The organism is Cohnella baijiui, from assembly GCF_020731285.1.
Lineage (GTDB): Bacteria > Bacillota > Bacilli > Paenibacillales > Paenibacillaceae > Cohnella.
On record NZ_JAJFOW010000418.1, the window covers coordinates 1 to 224 of the forward strand.

Sequence of the window (224 nt, forward strand, 5' to 3'; positions counted from 1 at the left end):
GCTTGTACGTATTATCGCGCGGAAGAGCACCGGAAAACATGATCGCAGGCGTACCATCCTCCATAAAACCAATCGAAGCACCGGACCACCCTTCATTTTTCTCTTCGTAATTAATAACAATCTCCCCATGCGCTCGCTTGTCGGTATATGCGTTAAAAAATGTGCCATTTATAGCAGCATAGGCGCCTGTGCGTTTCGCCATACTATCAAGACTTTCAGTTGAG

Annotated in this window: 1 pseudogene; it reads right to left on the reverse strand. The window is 46.4% G+C overall.

The features are described 5' to 3' along the window. Positions 1-224: pseudogene (locus tag LKX83_RS33190) on the reverse strand (hypothetical protein); the annotation flags it as partial.